Annotated in this window: 20 protein-coding genes; 18 read left to right on the forward strand and 2 right to left on the reverse strand. The window is 42.5% G+C overall.

Annotated elements, in window-relative coordinates; all coding sequences use genetic code 11:
- The first annotated feature begins 493 nt into the window (after positions 1 to 493).
- The 6 genes from ACU8YC_RS06680 (at position 494) to ACU8YC_RS06705 (ending at position 7,299) form a co-directional block, all read left to right on the forward strand.
- Entirely contained in the window at positions 494 to 748 is a 255-nt protein-coding gene (locus tag ACU8YC_RS06680; RefSeq protein ID WP_151217521.1) for a YdgH/BhsA/McbA family protein, read from the forward strand.
- A 123-nt stretch (positions 749 to 871) separates the two neighbouring features.
- On the forward strand, positions 872 to 1,465 hold the full coding sequence (locus ACU8YC_RS06685) for a Slp family lipoprotein (protein WP_151217523.1): 594 nt from the start codon (positions 872 to 874) through the stop codon (positions 1,463 to 1,465).
- A 530-nt stretch (positions 1,466 to 1,995) separates the two neighbouring features.
- Positions 1,996 to 2,526 (forward strand): helix-turn-helix transcriptional regulator, encoded by a 531-nt coding sequence (locus tag ACU8YC_RS06690; protein WP_187253495.1) that lies wholly within the window; start codon positions 1,996 to 1,998, stop codon positions 2,524 to 2,526.
- Positions 2,527 to 2,574: 48 nt separating this feature from the next.
- A complete protein-coding gene (crcB, locus tag ACU8YC_RS06695; RefSeq protein ID WP_088903225.1) occupies positions 2,575 to 2,964 on the forward strand; it encodes a fluoride efflux transporter CrcB in 390 nt (129 codons plus the stop codon).
- A gap of 36 nt (positions 2,965 to 3,000) precedes the next feature.
- Entirely contained in the window at positions 3,001 to 4,155 is a 1,155-nt protein-coding gene (locus ACU8YC_RS06700; RefSeq protein WP_080975634.1) for an efflux RND transporter periplasmic adaptor subunit, read from the forward strand.
- A 24-nt stretch (positions 4,156 to 4,179) separates the two neighbouring features.
- Complete coding sequence (locus ACU8YC_RS06705) at positions 4,180 to 7,299, forward strand: efflux RND transporter permease subunit (protein ID WP_414438102.1); 3,120 nt, start codon at positions 4,180 to 4,182, stop codon at positions 7,297 to 7,299.
- 215 nt (positions 7,300 to 7,514) lie between these two features.
- Here ACU8YC_RS06705 and ACU8YC_RS06710 read toward each other — a convergent pair whose 3' ends face one another.
- Entirely contained in the window at positions 7,515 to 8,084 is a 570-nt protein-coding gene (locus ACU8YC_RS06710) for an HdeD family acid-resistance protein (protein ID WP_187253498.1), read from the reverse strand.
- Between the two features lie 262 nt (positions 8,085 to 8,346).
- Between ACU8YC_RS06710 and hdeA the strand changes: the two genes are divergently transcribed.
- The 12 genes from hdeA to ACU8YC_RS06770 all read left to right on the forward strand — a co-directional run bounded on the left by hdeA (position 8,347) and on the right by ACU8YC_RS06770 (position 17,488).
- On the forward strand, positions 8,347 to 8,661 hold the full coding sequence (gene hdeA / locus ACU8YC_RS06715) for an acid-activated periplasmic chaperone HdeA (protein ID WP_057102354.1): 315 nt from the start codon (positions 8,347 to 8,349) through the stop codon (positions 8,659 to 8,661).
- Between the two features lie 109 nt (positions 8,662 to 8,770).
- Positions 8,771 to 9,061: an acid-activated periplasmic chaperone HdeB gene (hdeB, locus tag ACU8YC_RS06720; protein WP_370619936.1), complete on the forward strand. Its 291-nt coding sequence runs from the start codon at positions 8,771 to 8,773 to the stop codon at positions 9,059 to 9,061.
- A gap of 149 nt (positions 9,062 to 9,210) precedes the next feature.
- Complete coding sequence (locus ACU8YC_RS06725; protein ID WP_279574245.1) at positions 9,211 to 10,416, forward strand: ammonium transporter; 1,206 nt, start codon at positions 9,211 to 9,213, stop codon at positions 10,414 to 10,416.
- Between the two features lie 3 nt (positions 10,417 to 10,419).
- Entirely contained in the window at positions 10,420 to 10,722 is a 303-nt protein-coding gene (locus tag ACU8YC_RS06730; RefSeq protein WP_003845045.1) for an urease subunit gamma, read from the forward strand.
- 18 nt (positions 10,723 to 10,740) lie between these two features.
- Positions 10,741 to 11,169 carry an urease subunit beta gene (locus ACU8YC_RS06735; RefSeq protein WP_151224796.1) on the forward strand — a complete coding sequence of 143 codons (429 nt, stop codon included), beginning with the start codon at positions 10,741 to 10,743 and terminating at the stop codon, positions 11,167 to 11,169.
- A gap of 9 nt (positions 11,170 to 11,178) precedes the next feature.
- A complete protein-coding gene (locus ACU8YC_RS06740) occupies positions 11,179 to 12,897 on the forward strand; it encodes an urease subunit alpha (protein ID WP_370619934.1) in 1,719 nt (572 codons plus the stop codon).
- Between the two features lie 13 nt (positions 12,898 to 12,910).
- Complete coding sequence (gene ureE / locus ACU8YC_RS06745) at positions 12,911 to 13,474, forward strand: urease accessory protein UreE (RefSeq protein WP_151217538.1); 564 nt, start codon at positions 12,911 to 12,913, stop codon at positions 13,472 to 13,474.
- Positions 13,475 to 13,493: 19 nt separating this feature from the next.
- A complete protein-coding gene (locus ACU8YC_RS06750) occupies positions 13,494 to 14,195 on the forward strand; it encodes an urease accessory protein UreF (protein WP_187253501.1) in 702 nt (233 codons plus the stop codon).
- A 12-nt stretch (positions 14,196 to 14,207) separates the two neighbouring features.
- Positions 14,208 to 14,867, forward strand: a complete 660-nt coding sequence (ureG, locus tag ACU8YC_RS06755) for an urease accessory protein UreG (protein ID WP_151217540.1) — start codon at positions 14,208 to 14,210, stop codon at positions 14,865 to 14,867.
- Positions 14,842 to 15,792 carry an urease accessory protein UreD gene (locus ACU8YC_RS06760; protein ID WP_446895137.1) on the forward strand — a complete coding sequence of 317 codons (951 nt, stop codon included), beginning with the start codon at positions 14,842 to 14,844 and terminating at the stop codon, positions 15,790 to 15,792. The genes ureG and ACU8YC_RS06760 overlap by 26 nt, the downstream gene beginning before the upstream one ends.
- Before the next feature lie 34 nt (positions 15,793 to 15,826).
- Positions 15,827 to 16,819, forward strand: a complete 993-nt coding sequence (gene yut, locus ACU8YC_RS06765; protein WP_446895170.1) for an urea transporter — start codon at positions 15,827 to 15,829, stop codon at positions 16,817 to 16,819.
- A gap of 18 nt (positions 16,820 to 16,837) precedes the next feature.
- The gene (locus tag ACU8YC_RS06770) at positions 16,838 to 17,488 is read left to right on the forward strand and encodes an MgtC/SapB family protein (protein WP_151217543.1); all 651 of its coding nucleotides are present in this window, start codon (positions 16,838 to 16,840) and stop codon (positions 17,486 to 17,488) included.
- A gap of 192 nt (positions 17,489 to 17,680) precedes the next feature.
- On the opposite strand, the gene ACU8YC_RS06775 is transcribed toward ACU8YC_RS06770, so the two are convergent.
- Positions 17,681 to 18,184, reverse strand: a complete 504-nt coding sequence (locus ACU8YC_RS06775; RefSeq protein ID WP_370608136.1) for a helix-turn-helix domain-containing protein — start codon at positions 18,182 to 18,184, stop codon at positions 17,681 to 17,683.
- Positions 18,185 to 18,322: the final 138 nt, after the last annotated feature.

Genomic DNA, 18,322 nt, shown 5'->3' on the forward strand with positions numbered 1-18,322 from the left:
TCATCATGGTTATCGGCATCAAACAGCCTCTCTTTAAAATCCCCTATGAGGCAAGTGATTGTTTTTAGGCCTAATATTCACCAGTATACCTCTATTGGACTATATTGATCAGAATTAATGTTTGATTTATGTGGATAATGCAAAATTATATATTAGCATTAAAAGTAATATAGATTATTATTTTATTCTTGTTGCGCGGTTATCCGTTCGATACAGGCACAGACATCCGGTTTATCTCGTGTTCCCTTAACCAATGATCAAAAGAGCAGTAATTTAATTGATGCAATACACAATACACTTTGCAAAGTGCTATTATCATTCTGCATTAAGATTATTATATTAAATATTCAACTAGAGAAAAATACATTCAAATCAACTAATTATTAGCATAATGAATTACTATTGGCAAATCCGAACAACATTTATATTGAATTAAAAAATAAGTTATCTAACATAATTATTGCTTATCACTAATCTATAAGAGAATAAACTTATGAAAAAACTCAGTATTATTGCACTGTTAGGTTCAGCATTAGCATTTTCAGCATATGCCGCTGAACAAATCTCACCAGAGCAAGCCAGCAAATATACAAAAATAGGAGAACTTAGCGTAACTGAAGACGGCTTTACAATGACAGATGACGGGCTCAGCAAAAAGGTGGATGAAAAGGGTGGCAAATACTATGTAATTACCTCAATTGAAGGGCAATCGGAACACAAAACGATCAATGCTGATATTTATAAATAAACCATAATAGAAATAAGTCATTACCAATTTGCACCGCCATGATTACTTGACCCTCCCTAAACAGGAGAGTCAAGTAATTGCATGTAATTATTGTTTTTCGTTGAATTTATTTAAGGAGATAATATGCCCAGAATTTATATCTCTGGAAAACTGACGTATATCGCCTTCTGCGCGATGACACTCTTGCTATCAGGCTGTACCTCCATTCCTTCATCAATTAAAGGTAATGGCCAACCAGACCTGCAGAAAGATTTTCTAAAACTGAAGCAAACTCCCAATCTCTATGTAGGACAGCAAGCGCGACTGGGTGGACTGGTTATCAATGTCGTTAACCAACCGCATGAAACGTTGCTCGAAATAGCGGTACTACCGCTTAATTATAATGCGAAACCAGAAATCGGGACACCATATCAAGGACGATTATTAGCCCGGAGTTCAACTTTTCTCGACCCTGTTAATTTCCGCAATCACTATGTTACCGTTTTGGGTAACCTGACCGGGAGCCGTTCTGGTCGGGTCGGTAATTCCAGTTACCCATTTGTTACAATGAATATTCTTGGGTATCAGGTATGGCAGGAAGAAACACGTATTATGCCAGCACCGGGTTTTGATTACGGTATTGGACCCGTTTGGCCTGCCGACTGGAATGGTATGATGTATCCTGGCTGGGGATGGTACGATCCGCCGCTGCAAGTGGAAAAGACGCTATCTCCTTAAGTTTCGGTACCTCCCCCTTCATAACCTCGTCTCCATTCAATGCCTGGATGGCCCACGTTTCCGGGCATTATCAGTAATCATCCATTAATTATCTTGTTAAAGATGAATAAAAAAAGCTGGCGAATCCATCGCCAGCAAAAGTCTGTAAAGGAGTCTCGAGTTTGTCACCAATACAAGTGACATAGTAATCCTAATACTCTGGCAGATACACAACAAGTTACTCTTATATAAATTAATCCTGGATAAGATAAAAAATAATATCTCATAGTAATACCTAAGGAGTATTTGTAACACCAGGATTATTCTTATACTAAAAACAAAAAACTATATATTTTTCAGGATTAAGAATTTTACTTAGGATTATTATATAGGTACATCTCTGGATAAATCATAAAAATAGATTATGTTTATATTATTATCTAAGCATAACACGGGATAATTACCCCTACACATCAAACTCGATCACCAATGTTAAAACTCTGTTTTCTACAAACATTATAACTAGACATCTGCACCAAAGGAGCATTTTTATGATTTTCATTATCACAAAGGATTTTTTCCTTTTCCAGGGTGTTTTTAACCTACAGGAAAAGGAAAAAACCATCAAAATCAATCAACTTTCAGACATTAACTTTAATGATCTGGATCACGATGTAAAAATCATTATTGACACTTATCATAATAATATTATTGATGAAACTACGGTCAAGCTACTCAATGACATCAATGTTGAAAGGATCATCATCCTGGCTCCCTTTCACATTAGCAAATTAAAAAGCCAGTCGCCTTTACTGTTCGTAAGCAGAAAAGAGCAGATATTAAATTTACTCTCCCTCATCATAGATGAAAAAATTTCATATCAAAAACCTAACGTGGCACTCTCGCACAACCAACTTAAACTTGTCAACTCCATAATTAACCAACATAACATACATGAAATCACTCAGTCCCTGAACATTTCAGAGCAAACAATGCGCATTCAAAAATTTAATATCATGCTCAAGCTAAAACTTAGAAGAATAAGCGATCTTGTTACCCTGAAGATATCACCTTATTTTTAGCATACAAGTGATTGACATTCAAAAACATCCATTAGAAAAGAAGGTTTTATGCTCGCATCTTTAATTGCCATTATGGTTGGTGGTGGTGTCGGTAGTGCTTTACGTTGGGGCATTTCCCAGCGATTGAATGCACTATTCCCTTTATTACCCCCCGGAACGCTCGTTTCAAATATAATTGCCGGATTCATTATTGGATTTGCTACAGTTTTTTTTACCCGACTAACATCATTTTCTCCGGCAGTGAAGCTGATGGTCACCACAGGGCTATGTGGTGGTTTATCGACATTCTCTACTTTTTCAGAGGAGGTATTTTCGCATTTGCAAAATGAAGATTACATTTGGGCCGGTACTGAAATTGCGGTTCACGTGCTGTTCTCCTTACTCGCCGTGTATACCGGCTTCTTAATTGCGTCATTTATTACCTATTGGTACCGATGAACCGTAAACCTTCGTAACGTATATGTGAGGGATATAATGCAGATAAAAAGAAAATTTGCGGTAATTGGCCTGGTTAATATTCTATTCGTTGTGGGGTGTGATGATAGTAAGAATGCCCCGCCACATACCGTAATACCGGATGTCGGTATTATTACGCTTAAAGAAGAATCCGTGAATATCACCAGTAAATTACCCGGGCGAATTGTACCTTATGAAGTTGCTGAGATACGTCCGCAGGTTGGGGGGATTATTCTCAGCCGTCAGTTTAAAGAAGGCAGCACGGTTAATGCCGGAGAACCGCTGTACCAGATTGACCCTGCCCCTTTACTGGTAGAACTGGATCGGGCGAAGGGAAGTCTGGCTAAGGCTCAATCAGCAGCAGATAACAGCCGCTTAACGTTGAATCGTTTTACGTCACTGCTTAAATCACATTATGTCAGCCAACAAGACTACGACGAGGCCCAGACTAACGCGAAGGAAGCGCAGGCAAACCTGCAAGTGGCGAAAGCAGCGGTTGAAAGTGCCAGAATCAACCTGAACTATGCCAGCGTCACCTCGCCGCTGAGTGGATTAAGCGGCAAATCAACTGTCACCATCGGCGCACTTGTCACCGCCAATCAGGGGCAAGCACTGGTCACAGTTCAACGTCTTGATCCTATATACGTGGATGTTACCCAGTCCGCCAATGATTTTCTCCGGCTAAAAACAGACATGGAGCAAGGCATAATAGAGCAAAGCCAGGGCCAGGCAACGGCCATATTAGAGTTTGATAACGGTAAGCAATATGCTCACACAGGGAAATTACAGTTTTCCGACCTCACAGTGGATGAAACAACGGGGTCTGTTACGCTCAGAGCAATTTTTCCTAATCCAGATAATACGCTATTACCTGGCATGTACGTCACTGCCGTGCTCAGTGAGGGTATCCAGCGCAATGTATTGTTGGTTCCACAAGAAGCGGTAACTCGCAATGCCAGCGGCAAAGCCACAACGCTTATTCTTGATCCGGAAAACATCGTCCAGTCGCGTGAAATTATTGCCACTAAAGCAATAGGAGATAAGTGGCTGGTAACTTCCGGTTTGCACCCTGGCGATAGGGTCATTATTTCTGGGCTCCAACAGATTCGGCCTGGCATTAAAGCTCATGCACTCCCCTCCCCTTTAGATTCAAATCCCCCTTTACCTCAGTAAGGCCGGGTAACAGGAGTTTTTTCTATGGCTAATTTTTTTATTGAGCGCCCGGTCTTCGCCTGGGTTCTTGCTATTATCATGATGTTAAGCGGCGTCATTGCTATTACTCAGTTGCCCATTGCTCAATACCCCAACATTGCCCCACCAGCGGTAACTATCAGCGCATCATACCCAGGAGCCGATGCACAGACTGTACAAAACTCGGTGACGCAGATTATTGAACAGAATATGAATGGTCTGGATGGATTAATGTATATGTCCTCAACCAGCGACGCCTCTGGCAATGCCGCCCTGACCCTCACGTTCGAGTCGGGGACCAACCCGGATATCGCTCAGGTACAGGTGCAGAATAAATTACAGTTGGCGATGCCGTCATTACCGCAGCAAGTACAACAGCAAGGCATTAGTGTTGATAAAGCCAGCAGCAATATTTTACTGGTTGCCGCATTTATTTCAGAGGATGGGGCGCTTAACCAGTACGATATTGCCGACTATGTTGCGTCCAATATCAAAGATCCGCTTAGCAGAATCGCAGGGGTGGGCAGCATTCAACTATTTGGTTCACAGCATGCCATGCGAATTTGGCTTGATCCGGTCAAACTCAACCAATATCAGCTTGTCCCTCAGGATGTCATTCAGAAAGTCAAAATACAGAATAATCAAATATCGGGAGGACAGTTAGGCGGCGCACCGCAGGCAAATAACCAGCAGTTGAATGCTTCAATTATCGTCCAGACCCGATTACAAAATACACAGGAGTTTGGAAATATTCTACTGAAAGTTCAACAAGATGGCTCACACGTTACATTGAACGACGTTGCTCACATTGAACTGGGTGCTGAAAGTTATGGCACTGTAGCAAAATACAATGGGAACCCTGCAGCAGGGATTGCGATTAAGTTGGCCACAGGTGCCAATGCCCTGGATACCGCAAAGTTAGTCAAAGAGGAAATAGCCCGGCTTTCGCCCTGGTTCCCGCCAGGTCTCAAAACCGTCTATCCCTATGACACAACGCCCTTCATTAAGATATCCATACAAGAAGTCGTTAAAACGCTGGTTGAGGCCATTGTTTTAGTTTTCATTGTTATGTATTTATTCTTACAAAATTTTCGGGCAACACTTATTCCAACAATAGCAGTCCCGGTTGTCATACTAGGCACATTTGCCGTTCTCTCCGTTGCTGGCTTTACCATCAATACTCTGACAATGTTTGGCCTTGTCCTGGCCATTGGTCTGCTCGTTGATGATGCTATTGTGGTGGTGGAAAATGTTGAGCGCGTAATTGCAGAGGAACACCTTTCCCCCAAAGAAGCTACGCATAAATCAATGTCACAAATACAAGGGGCGCTGGTGGGGATTGTGCTGGTCCTGTCGGCTGTATTTGTACCGATGGCGTTACTCGGCGGCTCTACCGGAGAGATATACCGGCAATTCTCAGTAACGATTGTCGCCGCTATGGCGCTTTCTTTATTAACCGCATTATCGTTAACGCCCGCATTATGTGCCACGCTGCTCAAACCAGCGCATCATGATACCTCCCATTCTGCACCTCGTTTTTTCACACTGTTTAACCAGTACTTTGAGCGTTTTACCCAGCATTACAGCGACAGTACGCGCAAGATTCTGCGAGTTACTTCTCGATATATGATTCTGTATTTACTGATCATTATTGCCATGGTGCTACTGTTTCTACGCATTCCGACCTCATTTTTACCTGAGGAGGATCAGGGCGTTTTGCTGACCATGGCCCAGCTGCCGCCGGGTGCTACGCTGGTGAAAACTAATAAAGTACTTGAAGACGTCAGCCACTATTACCTGACGCAAGAAAAAAGTAATGTGGAATCAGTCTTTACTGTCAGCGGTTTTGGATTTAGCGGGCAAGGTCAGAACAACGGGTTGGCCTTTGTAAGCCTGAAACCCTGGTCTGAACGCACGGCAAGTGCCGATGGTATTAATGCGATCATTCAACGTGCCACCAGAGGTCTGGCTACAATAAATCAGGCTATTGTTTATCCCTTCAATTTACCCGCCGTCCCGGAACTTGGCACGGCCTCAGGTTTTGATCTGGAACTTATAGATAAAGCCAATCTGGGTCACCAAAAGCTCACTCAGGCAAGAAATCAGCTCCTCGGCATGGCAAAACAGCATCCCGAACAGGTGGTCGGCGTTCGCCCCAATGGACTGGAAGATACGCCCATGTTTCGGGTGCATGTCAATGCGGCAAAAGCAGAATCTATGGGCGTATCTCTCAACGATATAAATCAGACGATCTCAACCGCTTTTGGTAGCAGCTACGTTAACGACTTCCTGGATAATGGACGCGTCAAAAAGGTCTTCGTACAGGCAGCCATTCCTTATCGCATGCTTCCGGAAAGTATTGATAGCTGGTATGTCCGTAACGCTTCTGGGGACATGGTACCGTTTAGCGCATTTGCCTATACAGATTGGACTTATGGTTCACCGCGTCTTGAACGCTATAACGGCTCTCCTTCAATGGAGATTCTTGGCGAAGCCGCACCGGGAAAAAGCACCGGAGATGCCATGGCATTTATGGTCTCACTCATCGAAAAACTGCCAGCTGGCATCGGATATGACTGGACAGGAATGTCGTACCAGGAGCGTTTATCCACCGACCAGGCCCCTATGCTGTACCTTATTTCAATCGTCGTTGTTTTTCTGTGTCTGGCAGCGCTCTATGAAAGCTGGTCAATTCCCTTTGCCGTAATGCTGGTTGTTCCACTTGGCGTTGTTGGCGCCTTATCAGCGACCTGGTTGCGTGGGTTATCCAACGATGTCTATTTTCAGGTCGGTCTACTGACAACAATTGGGTTATCGGCTAAAAACGCGATTTTGATTGTAGAATTTGCCGTTGAAATTATGCAAAAACAGGGTAAAAGCGATATTGAAGCGACATTAGACGCAGCCAGAATGCGCTTAAGACCGATTCTGATGACCTCTTTGGCATTCATTCTTGGTGTGCTTCCATTAGTCATTAGCAACGGCGCGGGTTCAGGCGCACAAAACGCAGTAGGCACAGGCGTGATGGGCGGAATGATTGCCGCAACGGTCCTGGCGATATTCTTTGTTCCCGTATTCTTTATTGTTGTACATCGCTTTTTTACAAAAATAGCGATAAGAAAATAAACAATGTTAGTTAGGATTTATTTATTAAAAATACGTACTGGAGGTTTTGCAACATATCGCAAGAGTGTTTACGATAATACCGGTATCAGTGCAGACTGATCCCCTGAGAAAACATTTGGTATGCTTCCGATTTTAACTGCCCGCAAGGGCAGTTTTTTTTATGTAATGACCCCACTACCAGTGGCCAGATAATAGTAACAGCTAACTACTCAGTTTCAGGTTTTACGAAATTGATTAGCAATATATGCGCAACTAATACCGCTCAGCATAAGTTCAATTCCCGTCACCATTGATACCATATAAATTGATGCCTGTGGAGTGGCAGTAATAAAACACCATGCGATAAAGAGATCCAATATACCGATAACTCCCTGTAACCATACCTTTTTCTCTTTTCTGTGCTTAAAAAAGGTAGTCAGTCGGATAACCCCACCAAAACAAAATAAACATGCCAAAAAAGTTGCAATTGCAAAAACACCTAATTCGGGTGCAGTAATAAAAAAATACCCCATCAAAAAATATGCAATACTGACGACTACCCCAGAAACAACTGGCCAAAAATTATGCACCCTGTTTTTAAACATACCCACTGCTAACGCTACACCACTGCACATCAAAATCCCGCCGACAATGATACTGAGCACGCCTCCAGACACATAAGGGAAAAGGATAAAAAGCACCCCACCCAAGAACATCAGGCATGCCAAGAACTTAAGAAACCGCCGCTGTTTGACCAGCACATCATCGTCAAGCTTAGATAGAATATCTCGTGTTACATTTAACATTTGCTTCTCCTGTAAGTCAGAGTACTACTGACAACATTAATTTATTCTAAATATCATCAATAAATACTACGTCATTAATAATATAGTCCGATGATTTCTTCTTAAACGCCTTACAACTATCTAATAACAAAAGAAAATATTGAACATATTAAAAACCCCATTCAATTCAAAATATGACATCCAGGCTGTTCCAGGATATATATTTAATGTCGCAATCAGACTTTTCACCCATAGATATTAATTGATACACGAGGTACGTTAGATGAATAAAACATTAAGCATGATCGTTGGCTCCCTACTCATGATCCCTGCTCTGGGTCAGGCGGCAGAAAATCACAAACCCGTCAGTCAATGGACGTGTGAAGATTTTCTTGCCACAGATACCACATTCCAACCCACAGTGGTTGGCTTTGCCGAAGCGTTGAATAAAAAGGACAAACCAGAAGACGCGGTATTGGATGTTAAAGGGGTTGAAACAGTGACCCCTGCACTGGTGCAGGCATGTATGCAGGATAAAAAAGCCAATTTTAAGAAAAAAGCTGACAGTGAGTGGGACAAAATCAAAAAAGATCTGTAATTAAACCAACACCAGTAATTTTTTTATTGATATCACTGAAGCGAGAACTGTACCCCAACAGTTCCCGCTTCAGTAAATTAATTGTATTAAAGACACCATGAGGTTATATATGAAACGCGCACTTATCACACTTACTCCACTGTTATCCTTATTTATGCTAAACGTCCCTGTTACGCATGCGGCAGACAACAGTCCTGATAAAATGACCTGTCAGGAGTTTATCAATCTGAATCCTAAGGCCATGCTTCCAGTTGCATGGTGGATGCTCAATGAAGAAACGGTTTATAAGGGTGGTGATTCTGTTTCTCTGAATGAAACAGACCTTACCAGCATCCCGCAAGTCATTGAATATTGTAAACACAACCCACAATCAAAATTATATTCATTCAAAGACAAGTAATTATCCATTAATAAATTAAGTAGTAATTTATCTTTCGTATGGAAAATAGCCAAGTTACATCTTTTTATAAACCTTAAGCAAGGGGCACAGGGTATATGGGAATATTACCTGTACAATTTCAAATACTGGATCCAGCGAATACAGCATTTATGCTGTTATGCACCAGTCTGGTCATGTTAATGACACCGGGGCTTGCTTTTTTTTACGGTGGTTTAGTCCAGCGTAAAGGCATACTTACCATTATGTTTCAGAGTTTTGTCTCTATGAGCTGGGTAGCCATATTATGGTTTGCTGTGGGTTATTCCCTGGCCTTCGGTCCCAGCCTCAATGGCATTATTGGCAATCCGCTTCACTATGCGTTTTTACAAAATATCAATGCGAACACGCTGTTCACCGGCAATGATGCAGGGATCCCCATCCTGGTACATTTTGTTTACCAAATGATGTTTGCCATTATCACTCCGGCGCTAATCACTGGCGCATTTGTCGGACGGGTGAAATTCAAGGCGTACCTGATTTTTATTACCCTTTGGACATTATTCGTTTACTGCCCGTTTGTGCATATGGTCTGGAGTCCGCAGGGCGTGATGGCTAAATGGGGAGTGGTTGATTTTGCCGGTGGTATTGTCGTCCACGCGACAGCAGGTTTCGCTGCGCTTGCTTCCGCTTTATACGTCGGGCGTCGAGTCATTCAGCCTGATGGTAGCCACAACATTCCTTATATTGCTCTGGGTGCGGGGTTACTGTGGTTTGGCTGGTATGGCTTTAACGCAGGCTCTGAATTACAGGTTAACACAATTACTGTCTCTGCGTTTGTTACCACCGACATTGCTGCTGCTTTTGCCGGTGCGACATGGCTATTCATTGAGAAAATGCATACCGGTAAACCAAAGTTTGTTGGCTTCCTGACAGGGGCCGTCGCAGGCCTCGCCACCATAACTCCTGCTGCAGGGTATGTTTCAATTCAATCAGCCGCATTAATTGGTGTTGTTGCCGGTTTTGTCTGCTACTACTGCGCACTGTTCGTGAAAAAGTATGTCGATGATGCGTTGGACGTTTTTGGCGTACATGGTATGGGAGGAATTACTGGCTCAATCCTGCTTGGTGTTTTCGCATCACAGGCATGGAATAGCAAAGGACCTTCAGGTTTGCTTGAAGGTGGTGGCATTTTGCAAGTTGCAAAACAACTCGCCGCTGTACTTATTACCAGCATATGGTCTTTTATTTTTACCCTTCTGATTTTATGGATAATTAACAAATTTACCCCGGTACGAATTTCAACCAATGACGCCCGCCAATCTCCTGATTATTCAGCATTTGGCGAAGATGCCTATACCCCTTCAGGTAAGGAGTAATTTATGAAACTTAGCCCCAGAGAAATAGAGAAAATAATGATTTACTCACTTGCCAGCGTGGCTCAAAGTCGGAAAGAAAAAGGAATTAAACTTAATTATCCGGAAGCCGTTTCTATTATTGCGTCAACGGCCATGGAAAGTGCCAGAGAAGGAAATGATCTGGAAACGGTCATGAATAAATCTAGAGATGTTTTGACTAAAGATGACGTCATGGAGGGCGTCGCTGACCTTATCCCACAAATACAGGTTGAAGCTATTTTCACCGATGGCAGCAGACTGGTAACCGTGCACGATCCTATTCGTTAAGAGCAGGAGAAATAGACTATGTCGCAGAACAAAGAAACAGAAAATGTACCCTATGGTGGCTACCTTTTAGATGCCTCCCCTATTTCATTTAATACAGAAAAACCTGTAACCAAAGTACGTGTCAAAAATACAGGGGATCGGCCGGTGCAGGTAGGATCACACTTCCATTTCTTCGAAGTTAATAAAGAACTGGAGTTTGATCGTGAAAGCGCACTGGGTAAACGCTTAAATATTACTGCCACAACAGCGATACGCTTTGAACCCGGTGATGAGATAGAAATAGAACTTATTCCCTATAGCGGTGATAACGATATTTTTGGTTTTAATAACCTTGTTGACATGACCGGTAAACAACTCGCTGAAGTGATCAACGATCCAATAAAGTTAAAAGCACTCATTGATAACGCCCGGCAAGCCGGTTTCAAAATGTCTAACAATCCTAGCTGAGGACCTTTTATGCCATCAATATCCAGAAAGGAATATGCCAGTCTGTTTGGTCCAACGACCGGTGATAAAATTCGTTTAGGTGAAACTGATTTATATATTGAAATCGAACAAGATCTACGTGGTTATGGTGATGAAGCGGTATATGGCGGTGGAAAATCGTTACGCGATGGTATGGGGGCTAATAATCAGTGTTCCCGCGACCAGGGCGTTCTCGATCTGGTCATTACCAATGTCACGATAGTGGATGCCAAACTTGGGGTTATTAAAGCAGATGTTGGTATTAAGGATGGATTAATATCGGGTATTGGTAAAAGCGGTAACCCTGCAATCATGTCTGGTATCACGCCAGGGATGACGGTCGGGCTTAGTACCGATGCCATTTCAGGTGAGCATTTGATTCTGACTGCGGCAGGTATCGACTCCCATATTCATCTGATCTCTCCCCAGCAAGCTTATGCCGCATTGTCTAACGGTATCACCACCTTTTTCGGCGGAGGAATTGGACCGACTGATGGCACTAATGGCACTACAGTGACCGCTGGGCCTAAGAATATGCGCGCCATGCTACGGGCATGGGAAGGTATTCCAGTCAATATTGGCCTGCTGGGCAAAGGCAATGCCTACAGTAAAGCCCCACTCGAAGAGCAAATTATTGCCGGTGCCGTTGGGCTAAAAGTGCATGAGGACTGGGGTGCCACGCCTAACTCGCTCCGCCACGCCTTGCGCACCGCAGATGATATGGATATTCAGGTCTCCGTACACACTGACAGCCTCAATGAAGCCGGATATGTTGAGAATACGATTGCAGCCTTTGAAGGAAGGACAATTCACACCTTTCATACAGAAGGCGCTGGCGGTGGTCATGCCCCGGATATTATCAAGGTCGCAAGCCAACCAAACGTCCTGCCGAGCTCGACCAATCCAACATTACCGTTTGGCATTAACAGCCAGGCAGAACTGTTCGATATGATTATGGTATGCCATAACCTGAATCCTAACGTTGCTGCCGATGTTTCATTTGCAGAAAGCCGTGTTCGTCCTGAGACGATTGCAGCAGAAAACATTCTTCATGATATGGGCGTTATATCCATGTTCTCCAGCGATTCTCAGGCAATGGGTCGCGTGGGAGAAAACTGGTTGCGCCTGGTGCAAACTGCGCATGCGATGAAAGTCGCACGCGGGAAATTACCGGAAGACAATCCGAACAATGACAATTTCCGCGTTCTACGATACGTTGCCAAAATTACGATTAACCCAGCTATTACACAAGGTGTTAGCCATATTCTTGGTTCTGTTGAAGTGGGTAAAATGGCTGACCTTGTACTCTGGGAACCTCAATTTTTTGGGGCCAAGCCGAAACTTATTATTAAAGGGGGAATGATTAACTGGTCTTTAATGGGTGATCCTAACGCTTCTCTGCCTACTCCTCAGCCCGTTTTTTATCGTCCAATGTTTGGTGCCATGGGAAAAACGTTGCAGGATACTTGCATTACCTTCGTATCGCAGGCCGCCCTTGAGGATGGCGTTAAAGAAAAGGCCGGACTTGAGAGACAGGTGGTTGCAGTTAATAACTGTCGTAGCATTAGCAAACATGACCTTATCAGAAATAATGCAACCCCACATATTGATGTGAACCCAGAAACATTTGCCGTAAAAGTTGATGGTGTGCATGCAACCTGCCAGCCTATTCAAACTGCCGTTATGAATCAAAAATATTTCTTTGGTTAAAAGGAAAGCTGTTATGTATTTAATCGAAAAAACCCTCGGAAATATAAATTCCTGCGGCGAACCTGATCTATCCACTGAAGGTATCAACCATGATGTACTGATACTGGAGCAATGGGAAGCACAAAAAAGCCGTTGCCGTAAAAAAAGTCAACTCGGCTACGATATTGGTTTATCGCTTGATCGTCATATCCGTCTTAATGATGGTGATATTCTTTTGTATGATAAAACCAATCGATATTTACTTACGGTAAAAATACAGCTACGACGCGTGATGGTTGTCGATCTTGGATTATTTGGCGTGGAGAAAATCACCGACCTTCTGACTCGAGCGTTTGAACTAGGTCACGCCTTAGGAAATCAGCACTGGAAAGCTGTTATAAAAGGATACTGTGTTTTTATTCCTATTGTTGTAGCCGACAAAATGTTGGCTTCAGTCATGAAATCTCATGGTTACATTGAAGGGCAATACTATTTTACGGAAGGTGAAAAAGTCATCCCGCTCTTAACGCCGTCTGAATCCCGACTTCTTTTTGGTGGCGCGGAAGAAGCACATACGCATGTACACATTGACCACTAACGTAATGAGGTTGCCGATCATGCAAGAGAGTTCACATAGGTTACTTAATATCGCTCGGATACTGCAATTTGGCGATTCAGTTCTTCCTGTTGGGGCATTTACCTTTTCCTGTGGAGTTGAATCTGCCATTTCTTGCGGTATTGTCTACGATCGGCAAACCCTCAAACAATATGTTTGTACCGCCTTATTGCAGGCCGCTAAGTGCGATGCTGTCGCACAAATACAAACCCTGCGCGCCTGCCGCAGTAACAGGTTAAATGATCTTATCTCAATTGATAAGGATGTGATCAGTAGAAAACTATCACCAGAATCCCGAGTGATGACCCAAAGAATGGGGAAAAAATTAACTGAGCTTTCGACAGCTATTTACCATGATCCGGTATTTAACTGGTGGCTTGAGCAAATTCGCCAGGGAACGGTTATTGGCACCTACCCTGTTTCCCATGGGCTACTCATGAGCCATTTGGATCTTGATGAAGATGCGATGCTGGCCATGCATTTTTATGGCGTAGCAATGACTATTCTCAGTGCCGCGCAAAGACTGATGCGGATCACGCATCTGGATAGCCAAAAAATTCTGGCCGAAGTCACGTCACTTTTTCCTGATTACGCTGAAATGGCGCTCAACACCCGACCGGAAGAAATGTCTTCTTTTTCTCCGGTGATCGACATTCTGGCTGCTGTTCATGTCGATGCCCATGTACGTTTATTTATGAATTAACTGAGGTTAGAAATGAAAAAAATTACCCGAATTGGCATTGGTGGTCCCGTAGGTTCAGGAAAAACGGCCATTATTGAGGTTATTACTCCTGTTCTTATTCGTCGGGGATATAAACCTCTGATTGTGACCAATGATGTTGTCACAACGGAGGATGCAAAGCAGGTTAAAAGAACACTAAAAGGAATATTAGCAGAAGAAAAAATCATTGGCGTTGAAACTGGGGCATGTCCACACACTGCTGTGCGCGAAGATCCCAGTATGAATATTGCTGCTGTGGAAGAAATGGAAGATAAATTCCCGGATAGCGATTTAATTATGATTGAAAGCGGTGGCGATAACCTTACCCTCACTTTCAGTCCTGCATTGGCTGATTTTTATATTTATGTCATTGACGTAGCTGAAGGCGAAAAAATCCCACGTAAAAATGGCCCAGGCCTGGTTCAGGCTGATATTTTAATCATCAATAAAATTGATCTAGCGCCCTATGTAGGTGCCAGTCTGGAAGTAATGGAAGCGGATACCCGTTATGTCAGAAACAATCGCCCTTATATTTTAACTAACTGTAAAACAGGCGAAGGTATTGAGCAGCTTGTGGACATGATTGAACGCGATTTTTTATTTGGTCACACTATTGAAGGAAAACAAGATGACGCATTCACAGAATATAAATGACCAGGTAGAGAAGAGCCGGAAACGTTGGGACACGCAAATCCCCATAGAGTATCGTCAGGAGCCGGAGCAAATGCCCAGTGGGGCAATCGGTAAAGATGGTTTTTTGTACCTGGGTTTTACGCGTACCGGGAGAAAAAGCATTCTTCATCGTATGGAAAAGCGAACCCCATTATTTGCGCAAAAGGCATTGTATCATGATGAGGCACTGCCGGATCTTCCCTGCGTGACCATGATATCGACTTCAGGCTGTGTGCTGCAGGGGGATCGCATGGTGTTATCCATCAACGTGGGTGAAAATGCTTTCGCCAGCGTTAACACTCAATCAGCAACCAAAGTACACTCGATGGATAAAAACTATGGAGCGCAGATTCAATTCATCCAACTACACGATAATTCCTATCTGGAATACCTACCCGATCCTTTAATCCTACATCGCAATGCAAGATTTTTTAACGATACCGTCATCGATTATAAAAGAAACGCAACACTTATTTATTCCGAAGTTATTATACCGGGACGTCGTTACCATCATGAAAATGAGCTAAATGGTTTTGATTATTATTCCTCAACAGTATCTGCAAAAGATGAGTCTGGAAATATTGTTTTCAAAGAACAGATTGTGCTGAAACCCAAGGAGCATCCCATGACTGAACTCGGGGTAATGGGAGGTTTTCAAATTATCGGCACTATTTTTATATTAACTCCAGTAGAAAACATATCATCCATTCAGGCGGCCTTCAAAGCTTATTATGGCAAAGATTATTGCTACGGAATGTCAACACTTCCCGCCGAATCCGGCCTTATATTTAAGATATTAGCTAATGACAGTAGTATTATTAAAAAACATATCCGTAAAGTGTGGGCCATGACCAGAAAAGTCGTTCTGAATGCAGAGTTACCGCCCCCATTTATCTGGAAACAATAATACCTCCTTATTACTTTTACGCTGGTAAATAATGATGATAACACACTCAATCCCAGTATTATGGAAAAATAATATTGATAAGCACTACATTCTCAAAATTATTGATATATCATTACGTGGTTGTGCTCAGGTAATGTTTCAAAACAATCCCATCACTGGGTTATTGTTTTTTATTGCTATATTTATCGCTGCTTATAGCAATAATAATCCATTGGCTGCATGGGGGTGCGTAATTGGAACTGTCCTGGCTTCAATTACGGGAGCCATAACTCATGATGTAAAAGGTTGGCGGGATGGCCTCTATAGTTATAATGGCTGTCTGGTCGGCATTGCTATTCCTGTGTTTATCACTGCAACGCCGTTAATGTGGTTCTGCCTGATCGTTGGTAGTGTCGTATCAGTTATTGCTACGGTTTGCATTGCCGATATTTTAAAAACGTGGAAAGTTGCTGCGTTAACAGCGCCGTTTGTGCTAACAACATGGGTCATTCTACTGGCCAGCTATGCATTTCATAATATCTATGGTTCGGGTTTACCCTCCCCAGAGTTATCCCAACATTATATCCCAACAACGCCTGGCGATTACTCTCTTAGCTTTTTTATCGACGGCACCCTACATGGGATATCACAGGTATTTTTGTTTCCAGGGATTCTTGCTAGTTTATTCTTCATTGCAGGTCTGGCAGTAGATTCTGTTGTATGCGCCTGCTATGCCATCGTCGGCTCTCTAATCGCGACACTGCTTGCGTATTATCTGGGTGCTAATGCTCATGACATTTCTACAGGACTGTATGCCTTTAGTGCCGTGTTGACATCAGTTGCCCTGGGTACAGTATTTAATCAACCTGGCTGGCGAGTATTTATTTATACTATCTCAGGTATCATTTTTACAGTTTTTATTCAGGCTGCCATGAATGTGCTTTTAATGCCTTTTGGTATACCAACATTAACCATGCCATTTGTTATTTCATCATGGTTATTCCTGGTGCCGAATAAAGAATTTATGCCAGAGCATCGTCACTCCTGAATCAATGAGAGAATCATTATGACTGAAGAATTTCTTTTCCGACTTATATTAGCCAGTCTGCTCGGCGGCGTAATTGGTCTGGAGCGTCAAATTCGCGCTAAAGAAGCAGGTGTACGCACACATATCTTGATTGGTATTGGCAGTGCCATGTTCATGATCGTTTCTAAATACGGTTTCTATGATGTTATTGAACATACCCATATAGGATTAGATCCCAGCAGAATCGCAGCTCAGGTTGTCACTGGCGTAGGATTTCTCGGTGCGGGGAATATTCTGGTACAAAAACAAACCATCAGAGGATTAACAACAGCTGCGGATGTGTGGGTCACCGCAGCAATAGGTTTGGTTATCGGCAGTGGAATGTATGAAGTTGGCATCATAGGTACGATTATGGCGCTCATTGTGCTGGAGTTTTTCCGTCAGCTTACCTACCGCTTTTTAAATCGCCATCTACAACTACGTATGCGTATTGCAGCCGGGACTGCGCAAGTTGTTCTGACCTCGCTTAATGAACAGGGATATCGCATCCAACTGCGTTCACTGGCTAATGATACATCCGACTCTCATGTTCTCACGGCAAACATTGAGTATACGGACGCAACCTCGGTGAATCAGATTCTTTCTTCACTTAAAGAAAACCCTGCTATTAAAGAGGTTTCTGTCGTATAGCTACTATTCAGGTATTAATTATATTAAATGCGATAGTAACATTATTTATCATTAATTATTTCTACATCGAAAATAGGATTTAACTATTAAACTAAGAGCTACATATTTTGAAGACTGTGTTATATAATATTTGCCCTCCTCTGCACTTTAACAACTTAATTCTGGTCTTGAACAATGACCTACGATACCTTTTCACAATAGATAACATGAAATCTTATGTCGTACTAAGTCACTCATTTTTCTGAGTTTAAGCAACAACATTATATTATACTTATGGCAATTATAGGTCTTCAATGAGATGTGCATTCGCTCAGCAATTGAAGAACATGACTTTTGCTGCAGAATATAAGTAAGAATCTGATGCTGTCGGCGAGAAAGCGATAATTCCGGAGTGATAGCATTATTTTCATTGCAATTTAGCAAAGTAATGAAGCCATTCAGCGAAACGTTTCGATTAACAAAAAAAACGGGGATATCACCGAAGCACCGTTTGATTCTAAACGGTGAAAGTATATAAATTTTTGAAGGCTTAATTTTCTCTAATTGATACGCTAATCGAGTATGGAAAATATTGTTATTTAATGTATCAATGATCACTTTCGCATTATGATTTTCTAAAGCACATAGCTCATGTGCATGCTGGACATGAATGATCACATCATTTTTAAAAAGATGGTAAATAGCCTGTAACAACATAATATCTTTAGTAAAGATCAAAAACACTATCCTCTCCTGCAATGTGTATTTTAATTAACAAATATTATAGTCACCAATGGCAACTATCTATACGCCATCGTTTCAAAATCAGTCTATTAATGACAATATTGGGGAAAA

Source organism: Citrobacter sp. VF227 (assembly GCF_052950715.1).

Bases quoted from the DNA above. Each gene is read 5' to 3' on its own strand.
- ACU8YC_RS06680 (WP_151217521.1), top strand. From the start codon at position 494: ATGAAAAAACTCAGTATTATTGCACTGTTAGGTTCAGCATTAGCATTT.
- ACU8YC_RS06685 (WP_151217523.1), top strand. From the start codon at position 872: ATGCCCAGAATTTATATCTCTGGAAAACTGACGTATATCGCCTTCTGC.
- ACU8YC_RS06690 (WP_187253495.1), top strand. From the start codon at position 1,996: ATGATTTTCATTATCACAAAGGATTTTTTCCTTTTCCAGGGTGTTTTT.
- crcB (WP_088903225.1), top strand. From the start codon at position 2,575: ATGCTCGCATCTTTAATTGCCATTATGGTTGGTGGTGGTGTCGGTAGT.
- ACU8YC_RS06700 (WP_080975634.1), top strand. From the start codon at position 3,001: ATGCAGATAAAAAGAAAATTTGCGGTAATTGGCCTGGTTAATATTCTA.
- ACU8YC_RS06705 (WP_414438102.1), top strand. From the start codon at position 4,180: ATGGCTAATTTTTTTATTGAGCGCCCGGTCTTCGCCTGGGTTCTTGCT.
- ACU8YC_RS06710 (WP_187253498.1), bottom strand. From the start codon at position 8,084: ATGTTAAATGTAACACGAGATATTCTATCTAAGCTTGACGATGATGTG.
- hdeA (WP_057102354.1), top strand. From the start codon at position 8,347: ATGAATAAAACATTAAGCATGATCGTTGGCTCCCTACTCATGATCCCT.
- hdeB (WP_370619936.1), top strand. From the start codon at position 8,771: ATGAAACGCGCACTTATCACACTTACTCCACTGTTATCCTTATTTATG.
- ACU8YC_RS06725 (WP_279574245.1), top strand. From the start codon at position 9,211: ATGCTGTTATGCACCAGTCTGGTCATGTTAATGACACCGGGGCTTGCT.
- ACU8YC_RS06730 (WP_003845045.1), top strand. From the start codon at position 10,420: ATGAAACTTAGCCCCAGAGAAATAGAGAAAATAATGATTTACTCACTT.
- ACU8YC_RS06735 (WP_151224796.1), top strand. From the start codon at position 10,741: ATGTCGCAGAACAAAGAAACAGAAAATGTACCCTATGGTGGCTACCTT.
- ACU8YC_RS06740 (WP_370619934.1), top strand. From the start codon at position 11,179: ATGCCATCAATATCCAGAAAGGAATATGCCAGTCTGTTTGGTCCAACG.
- ureE (WP_151217538.1), top strand. From the start codon at position 12,911: ATGTATTTAATCGAAAAAACCCTCGGAAATATAAATTCCTGCGGCGAA.
- ACU8YC_RS06750 (WP_187253501.1), top strand. From the start codon at position 13,494: ATGCAAGAGAGTTCACATAGGTTACTTAATATCGCTCGGATACTGCAA.
- ureG (WP_151217540.1), top strand. From the start codon at position 14,208: ATGAAAAAAATTACCCGAATTGGCATTGGTGGTCCCGTAGGTTCAGGA.
- ACU8YC_RS06760 (WP_446895137.1), top strand. From the start codon at position 14,842: ATGACGCATTCACAGAATATAAATGACCAGGTAGAGAAGAGCCGGAAA.
- yut (WP_446895170.1), top strand. From the start codon at position 15,827: ATGATAACACACTCAATCCCAGTATTATGGAAAAATAATATTGATAAG.
- ACU8YC_RS06770 (WP_151217543.1), top strand. From the start codon at position 16,838: ATGACTGAAGAATTTCTTTTCCGACTTATATTAGCCAGTCTGCTCGGC.
- ACU8YC_RS06775 (WP_370608136.1), bottom strand. From the start codon at position 18,184: ATGTTGTTACAGGCTATTTACCATCTTTTTAAAAATGATGTGATCATT.